This is a genomic window from Geodermatophilus sp. SYSU D01176 (genome assembly GCF_054050015.1).
Genome location: NZ_JBJGYN010000036.1, coordinates 43735 through 49982 on the forward strand (window position 1 = coordinate 43735; position 6248 = coordinate 49982).

At 74.7% G+C, this 6248-nt stretch carries 7 protein-coding genes; 5 read left to right on the top strand and 2 right to left on the bottom strand.

Annotated features, from left to right (window positions below):
• Positions 1-230: 230 nt before the first annotated feature.
• Positions 231-773: an aggregation-promoting factor C-terminal-like domain-containing protein gene (locus ACI78Z_RS17815; protein WP_457037880.1), complete on the top strand. Its 543-nt coding sequence runs from the start codon at positions 231-233 to the stop codon at positions 771-773.
• A gap of 131 nt (positions 774-904) precedes the next feature.
• Here the strand turns inward: ACI78Z_RS17815 and ACI78Z_RS17820 are convergent, their stop codons facing one another.
• A complete protein-coding gene (locus tag ACI78Z_RS17820; protein WP_457037881.1) occupies positions 905-1894 on the bottom strand; it encodes an LLM class flavin-dependent oxidoreductase in 990 nt (329 codons plus the stop codon).
• A 134-nt stretch (positions 1895-2028) separates the two neighbouring features.
• On the opposite strand from ACI78Z_RS17820, the gene ACI78Z_RS17825 reads away from it, so the two are divergent.
• Positions 2029-3240 carry an EAL domain-containing protein gene (locus tag ACI78Z_RS17825; RefSeq protein ID WP_457037882.1) on the top strand — a complete coding sequence of 404 codons (1212 nt, stop codon included), beginning with the start codon at positions 2029-2031 and terminating at the stop codon, positions 3238-3240.
• On the opposite strand, the gene ACI78Z_RS17830 is transcribed toward ACI78Z_RS17825, so the two are convergent.
• Positions 3230-3868: a dihydrofolate reductase family protein gene (locus ACI78Z_RS17830; RefSeq protein WP_457037883.1), complete on the bottom strand. Its 639-nt coding sequence runs from the start codon at positions 3866-3868 to the stop codon at positions 3230-3232. The genes ACI78Z_RS17825 and ACI78Z_RS17830 overlap by 11 nt on opposite strands.
• Before the next feature lie 298 nt (positions 3869-4166).
• Here ACI78Z_RS17830 and ACI78Z_RS17835 point away from each other — a divergent pair, with 298 nt between their 5' ends.
• From ACI78Z_RS17835 to ACI78Z_RS17845, 3 genes are all read left to right on the top strand, one after another.
• Positions 4167-5327, top strand: a complete 1161-nt coding sequence (locus ACI78Z_RS17835) for a PKD domain-containing protein (protein WP_457037884.1) — start codon at positions 4167-4169, stop codon at positions 5325-5327.
• 65 nt (positions 5328-5392) lie between these two features.
• Complete coding sequence (locus ACI78Z_RS17840) at positions 5393-6049, top strand: class E sortase (protein WP_457037885.1); 657 nt, start codon at positions 5393-5395, stop codon at positions 6047-6049.
• A 3-nt stretch (positions 6050-6052) separates the two neighbouring features.
• Positions 6053-6205: a hypothetical protein gene (locus tag ACI78Z_RS17845; protein WP_457037886.1), complete on the top strand. Its 153-nt coding sequence runs from the start codon at positions 6053-6055 to the stop codon at positions 6203-6205.
• Positions 6206-6248 lie beyond the last annotated feature (43 nt).

The window sequence follows — 6248 nt, forward strand, 5'->3', positions numbered from 1 at the left end:
AGCCCCGCGCCCGCAGGCCTGGAGCTGTCGCGCTCCCGCCTGCCTTCCTGTCAGGACCAGCCACCGCACGGCACCCCTGCAGCCGGACCGAGCCCGTCGTCCGGCCGGTGCCGCGCGCCCGGCTGCCGACCCTGCACGTCCAGGCCTCGTGCCGCAGCTCGTCCCGCACCGGCGCCGCCGGCCATCGGCGCGCGCCCTCCCGCAGCTCGCACCCCGGAGGAACTGTCCTCATGCACGCACGCACCCGCCGCACCCTGCACCTGCTGACCGCCACGGGCGCCATGACGCTCACGCTCACCTTCGCCGGGCAGTCGCTCGCCCAGGCCGACGAGCCGGGACGGGACGGCGACCGGTCGTCGTCCTGGGACGGCTCCCGGTGGGACGGCGACCGCAGGCGGGACGACGCCGCGGCACCCGCTCCCGCACCCGCTCCCGCACCGGCCCCCGCGCCCGCACCGGCACCGGCACCGGCGCCCACCGGCACCGGGGAGCAGGCCTACAAGGACTACGCGGCGGGCCGGGTCGGGGACGGCCAGTTCGACTGCCTCGACGCGCTGTGGGAGGCGGAGAGCGGGTGGAACCCGGCCGCGCAGAACCCGACGAGCACGGCGTACGGCATCGCCCAGTTCCTGAACGGGACCTGGGCGGGCACCGGCATCGCGAAGACGTCGGACCCGTTCCGGCAGATCGACGCGGGCCTGGTCTACATCGAGCAGCGCTACGGCAGCCCCTGCGCCGCCTGGAGCTTCCACCAGGCCAACAACTGGTACTGATCCTCGGGCTCTGCGGGCGTTCCTCGTGCTCTGCGGCCGCAACAACGCCGGCACAGCGCGAGGAACGCCCGCAACGGCCCCGTCCCGGGGCCCGCCCTGAGCTTGCGAAGGGTGGGGAGCGGGGCCCTCTCTCAGGCGGCGACGGACTCCATCGCCTCCGCGGTGAGCTCGACCGACCGCAGCCGACCTTCCACGCCCGGGAACTGGTGGGCGACGATCAGCTCGTCGGCGTCGGCCGCGCGCGCGAAGCCGGTCAGGTACTCGCGCACCTCGGCCGGGGTGCCGACGGCGGTGTGGGTCAGCATCGTGTCGACGTGCAGGCCGGCGCCGCCGTCGAGCAGCAGCTGCGCCTCGTCGTCCGACAGCTTCCGGCCGCGGCCGAACAGGCCGACGGCCAGCCGCCGGCGGGCCGCGGCGAACGCCTCCTCCGCGGCGGCGCGGCTGTCGGCGGCCACGGCGTTGACCCCGGCGATCACGTAGGGCCGCTCCAGCTGCGCCGACGGCTGGAACTCCCTCCGGTAGGCCTCCACCGCGGGCTCGAGCATCGCCGGCGCGAAGTGCGAGGCGAAGGCGTACGGCAGGCCCAGCGCGGCGGCGAGCGTCGCGCCGAACATCGACGAACCCAGGATGTAGAGGGGGACGTCCGAGCCCTTCCCGGGGACGGCGTCGACGCCGGGCACGCGGGTCTCGCCGGTCAGGTAGCCCTGCAGCTCGAGCACGTCCTGCGGGAAGCGGTCGGCCGAGCGCGGGTCGCGGCGCAGCGCGTACATCGTGTTCTGGTCCGAGCCCGGCGCGCGGCCCAGCCCCAGGTCGATCCGGCCCGGGTACACCGCGTCCAGGGTGCCGAACTGCTCGGCGATGGTCAGCGGCGAGTGGTTGGGCAGCATGACGCCGCCGGCGCCCAGCCGGATGGACGACGTGTGCGCGCCGACGTGCGCGATGAGCACGCTGGTCGCCGAGGAGGCGATCGTCGGCATGTTGTGGTGCTCGGCGTACCAGACCCGGCGGTACCCGGACTGCTCCGCCCGCTGGGCCAGCGCGACGCTCGCCGCGATGCTCTCGCCCGGCGTCTGGCCCGTCGAGATCGGCGCCAGGTCGAGGACGGACAACGGGATGCTCATGTGCTCTCGGACCTCTCAGCTGGTGTTGTCCTGCGCAACCACCGTCGTCCCGCCGTCCTTCCCCCAACGGGTGAGGGCGCTCCAGCTCACGTCCTGGACGGCCGATGACCGTGCAGGACGAGAGGAGGCAGCCCATGCGCAGGAAGCGTTCGGCCGCCGACCAGCAGATCGCCGACCTGCTGGTGACCGCCAAGGAGTCGCTGGACCTCAGCGTCGCCTTCCTCAGTCGTCTCGACGGCACGACGCAGCACCTGGAGGTCGTGGAGACCTCGGTGCCGGTGCTGGTGCAGGAGGGCGCCAAGGTGCGCCAGGACGCCTCGTTCTGCCAGGCGATCCTCGACGGGAAGCTGCCCGCCGTCATCCCCGACGTGAAGCGGTTCCCGCTGGCGATGTCCCTGCCCTCGGCGCGCATCCCGCGCATCCGCAGCTACGTCTCCACGCCGGTGCACCTGTCCGACGGCACCCTCTACGGCACGTTCTGCGCCTTCGGCTTCCGGTCGGACAAGGAGCTCGGCAAGCGCGACGAGGCGCTGATGAAGGTGCTCGCCTCCGCGGCCGCCGTCATCGTCGAGCCCGAGGTCCGCGAACGCGGGCGGCGCACCGAGATCGAGGGCCGGCTCCAGCCGGTCGTCGCCGGCGGCGGGCCCGTCGTCCTGCTGCAGCCGATCGTCGACCTCGCCACGGGCACCCGCGTCGGCGCCGAGGCGCTGTCCCGCTTCCCGGCCGACTGGAACCGCACCCCCGACGTCGTCTTCGCCGAGGCGCACAGCGTCGGCCTGGGCGACGTCCTCGAGCTGCAGGCCCTGGCCCGGGCCGCCGAGCACCTCGACCGGGTCTGCGGGTACGTGGCGATGAACGTCTCCCCCGCCGCTGTGCTCGCCCCGGAGTGCGCCGAGCTGCTGGGCCGGATACCGCTGGACCGCGTCGTCCTGGAGCTGACCGAACACGACGCGGTGGAGGACTACGACCGGCTGTCCGCCGTCCTGGCGCCGTTCCGCGCCGCCGGGCTGCGGCTGGCGATCGACGACGTCGGCGCCGGCTTCTCCTCGCTGCGGCACATCGTGGTCACCGCCCCCGACGTCATCAAGCTCGACCGCAGCATCGCCAGCGGCGTGGCCACCGACCGCGTGCTGTCCACGCTGGTCGGCTCGCTGGTCACCTTCGCGCACGGCTCCGGCGCCCGCGTGGTCGCCGAGGGCGTGGAGACGGCGGACGACGCGGCCGCGCTGCGGGCGCTGGGCGTCGACTCCGGCCAGGGCTGGCACTTCGGCCGGCCGGGCCCGCCCGAGGCGCTCGCCGTCCCGCTGCCCCGGACACCGGCCGAGGGGCTCGCGCTCAGCCGCTGACGGCGTCCTCGTACTCGGGTCCCATCGCGCCGGTCTCGACCTCGCCGCCCCGGCGGTAGGTGCACAGCAGCACGCCCGTGGGCGTCGTCGAGGACGCGGTCAGCCGCCACGACCGAGGGATCGCGCCGTCCCCGAACAGCCGCTTGCCCTGCCCGAGGACCACCGGCGCCACGACCAGCCGCAGCTCGTCGACCAGGTCGGCGCGCAGCAGCGTCTGCACCAGGCCGGGGGAGCCGTGCACCTGCAGCTCACCGCCGTCCGCGGCCCGCAGCGCGCGCACCGCCTCCACCACGTCGCCCTCGACCAGCCGCGCGCCGGACCACTCCAGCGAGGTCAGCGTGCGGGAGGCGACGTGCTTGGTCCGGGTGTTCAGCGCCTCCGACACCGGGTCGCCCTCGGTCGGCATCTGCGGCCAGGCCGCGGCGAAGATCTCGTAGGTCCCGCGGCCGAGCAGGAAGTCCTCGACGCCGGCGAACCAGGCGTCGATCTGCGCGCCGAGGGTCTCCTCGAAGAAGGGCACCAGCCAGCCGCCGTGCGGGAAGCCGCCGGTGGTGTCCTCGTCGGGGCCGCCGGGGGCCTGCACGACGCCGTCCAGGGTCGTGAACTCGGTGACGACGAGTGGTCGCACGGTGGTCCTCCTCGGGTGCCGGGCCGCGGGGACGGCGGCCGCTGCTCCTGGGACGGCGCTCGGGGCCGGTCCTCATCGGTCGGGCGGGCAATCCCCGGACCTGGGGGTGCGACCACTGCGGAGCGCGCCCGACGACGTGACTGCGAGTGACGGCGCGACGGATGTCCCCCAGGGCTGGGGTGCGCCGGACGGCGGGAACGGGGGGTGTCGACCCCCTGTACCGGCGGTCAGTGTCGGCACCGCTCGACGGGGGCCGGGCCGACCCACCCCCGCACGTCCACTGACATCGGGGGTTGTCATGAAGCGCACCACCAGCCTGCTCACCACAGGAGCCCTGGGCCTCGGCTCGATCGCCCTGATCAGCACGGTCGCACCGGGGATCGCCTCGGCGAGCGGCTGCGGCGTCACCCCGCTCGACCTGGCCGGACTCGAGGCGGCCTTCGACGGTGAGCTCACCGGTGTGGGCGACGGCGCCACCGCGGAGATGCTGGCCGGGGGCCTGCACCTCACGATGCCCTCGACCGAGGACGACCCGGACGGCGCCGCGTACGCCTCCTGGTTCATGGACGGGCTCGAGATCCCGCTGGCCGACGCCACCGCGCAGTCCAACGTCGACCTGGACGCCACGCTCGCCGAGGGCCAGCCGGTCGGCAACCACCCGACCTACGAGCTGTACGTCGACCTCGACGGGCCGGCGAACGAGGACCCCGCCCAGGCCATCCTCGTGTACTGGGAGCCGGAGGCGGGTGCGCCGGCCGACCTGTGGTGGAGCGCGCTCGGCCCGCTGAGCGCGCTCGAGTCCGAGAGCAACGACGAGGCCAGCCTCGTCGAGATCAGCGCCGCCTACCCCGACGCCACGGTGACCAGCCTGGGCTTCCAGTTGCTGTACCAGCCCGGCGCCGACGTGGTCGTCCACGGCATGACGTTCGGCTGCAACGAGTTCCGGTTCAGCTCCGGCCCCGGCACCGGCGGCGACGCCGGTGGCGACACCGGCGGGGACACCGGCGGGGACACGGGCGGGGACACGGGCGGGGACCCGGCCAACCAGGCGCCGATCGCCGCGGTCACGGCCACCAACACCGGCGCGGACTTCACCTTCTCCGCCGCCGGGTCCACCGACAGCGACGGCGAGATCACCGGCTACCGCTGGGACTTCGGGAACGGCGCGACCGCCGAGGGCGCCGAGGTGACGCACCGGTACGCCGCCGCGGGCACCTACACCGTCACGCTGACCGTCACCGACGACGACGGCGCCTCGACCACGGCCACCCGCCAGGTCGTCGTCCCCGCGACCGACGGTGGCCCGACCGACCCGGCGGAGCCGACCGAGTACGGCACCCCGCTGCCCGACACCGGCGCCGACGTCCTCGGCCTGGCCGCGATCGGCGGTCTCGTGCTCGCCGGTGGCGGCGCCGGGCTGGTCGTGAGCCGTCGCCGCAGGGCCGGCTCCGCGTCCTGACCGTCGCTCGTCGCGTCCCGCCCGCCGGCACCCGGCGGGCGGGACGCCCTCGGTCAGGGGGACCGATGATCCGCACGATCGTCCGCGGGCTCTCCGAGCTCGCGATCACCGCCGGCGCGGTGCTGCTGCTGTTCGTGCTCTACGAGGTCTGGGTCACCGACCTCCGGAGCGACCGGGCGCAGGACCAGGTGGCCGAGGAGCTCCGCGAGGACTGGGAGTCCGGTGCGCCGCACGCGGAGCCGGACTTCGGCCAGGCCTTCGCCTTCGTCCACATCCCGCGCTTCGGCGCGGACTGGACCCGCGCGGTGGTCGAGGGGACCGACCCCGCCGAGCTCGAGGACGGCCCCGGCCACTACGTCGGCTCGGCGCTGCCTGGCGAGCAGGGCAACTTCGCCATGGCAGGCCACCGCGTCGGGCGCGGCAGCCCCTTCCTCAACCTCGACGTGCTCCAGCCCGGCGACCCCGTCGTCGTGGAGACCGTGGACGCCTGGCACGTCTACCGGGTGACGACCACGACCGTCGTCGACCCGAGCGAGAGCAGCGTCGTCGCGCCGACGCCCGGCGGGGCGGCGGACGGGGCGGCGACCGGCGCCTTCCTGACCATGACCACCTGCCACCCGACGTTCTCCACCCGCGAGCGGCTCGTCGTCCACGGCGAGCTGGAGGCCTCGGTGAGCAAGGCCGAGGTCCCGGACGGCCCCGCGGCCCTCGAGGAGGTCTGAGCCGTGTACCCGTGGATCTGGCGCCACCTGCCCGGCCCGCTCGCGGTGCGGGTGGCGACGGCCGTCCTGCTCTTCCTCGTCGTGGCGGCGCTGCTGCTGTTCGCCGTCTTCCCGACGCTGGACGGTCCTGACGGCCTGTGGAACCCCACCCTCTGAGCACTCTGGCCCCGTACTGCCTCTCGCGCGCGCCAGGGCGTCG

Excerpts from the sequence above, each read along its gene's own strand:
- ACI78Z_RS17815 (WP_457037880.1), top strand. The coding sequence starts at position 231 with ATGCACGCACGCACCCGCCGCACCCTGCACCTGCTGACCGCCACGGGC.
- ACI78Z_RS17820 (WP_457037881.1), bottom strand. The coding sequence starts at position 1,894 with ATGAGCATCCCGTTGTCCGTCCTCGACCTGGCGCCGATCTCGACGGGC.
- ACI78Z_RS17825 (WP_457037882.1), top strand. The coding sequence starts at position 2,029 with ATGCGCAGGAAGCGTTCGGCCGCCGACCAGCAGATCGCCGACCTGCTG.
- ACI78Z_RS17835 (WP_457037884.1), top strand. The coding sequence starts at position 4,167 with ATGAAGCGCACCACCAGCCTGCTCACCACAGGAGCCCTGGGCCTCGGC.
- ACI78Z_RS17840 (WP_457037885.1), top strand. The coding sequence starts at position 5,393 with ATGATCCGCACGATCGTCCGCGGGCTCTCCGAGCTCGCGATCACCGCC.